This window comes from Microbulbifer harenosus (genome assembly GCF_005771435.1).
Taxonomy (GTDB): Bacteria; Pseudomonadota; Gammaproteobacteria; order Pseudomonadales; family Cellvibrionaceae; genus Microbulbifer; species Microbulbifer harenosus.
This window is the reverse complement of record NZ_VANI01000057.1, coordinates 1-674: the sequence shown is the minus strand read 5'-3', so window position 1 is coordinate 674 and position 674 is coordinate 1. Positions and strand designations below refer to the sequence as shown.

The window sequence follows — 674 nt, the reverse complement described above, 5'->3', positions numbered from 1 at the left end:
ACCCACGGGAAACCAACGCACAGTTTCCGTTAATCATCCTCCTTGTCGATCAACATCCCCTGCGCCTGAGCTTTGCTCGGCGCACCACAAAGTAAGCTGTCCGGTGGAGGCCCGCAGGGCCGGAACGAAATGCCTCGCCTTGTTATAGGTTTTTACCAAAGTTTCCACCATGGCCTGGCTTTAGATACAACTGGCTCACCGGGACGATAAATTTTTTCACTTTGCCCATCAGCGACCGTAATATCCAAAAGTAATGCTTTTTCTAATATGAATGGAAAGAGCTCATCGGCTCTTGAGTATAGAATTGCTAGCATTCCCATCTTGCTTGCGAAATTATTTAGCATTGGCCCATCTGCCCACGGACTATTTTCCATTTCAGGATCATCGTCCTCATAGCTACACAAGCATGGATATTTATCTGTCAGAACTTTATGCAATGCTATCAGCTTCTCATGGGCTCCAGACTTATCCTCGTAGTACTCTTCTCTAAGCTCTTCAATATATTTCCAAGCTTCATCGTTTTCCTTTGGTACATCTGCGAGTATTAAATCTAAAGTAAAGCTCATACTACTTTTGACCTATAACGCCCAGCGCAGGCGCAGCCAGCGCGGAGCGCTTTTTGTGTTAATGTTTGAGCGCAGCGAGTAACACAAAAAGTGCGTAGCGTTGGCTGT

1 protein-coding gene is annotated in these 674 nt (G+C 46.0%); it reads right to left on the bottom strand.

The genetic code is table 11. The features are described from left to right. Positions 1-152 precede the first annotated feature (152 nt). Complete coding sequence (locus FDY93_RS19310) at positions 153-566, bottom strand: hypothetical protein (RefSeq protein ID WP_138237391.1); 414 nt, start codon at positions 564-566, stop codon at positions 153-155. Between the last annotated feature and the right edge of the window lie 108 nt (positions 567-674).

Bases quoted from the DNA above. Each gene is read 5' to 3' on its own strand.
- FDY93_RS19310 (WP_138237391.1), bottom strand. From the start codon at position 566: ATGAGCTTTACTTTAGATTTAATACTCGCAGATGTACCAAAGGAAAAC.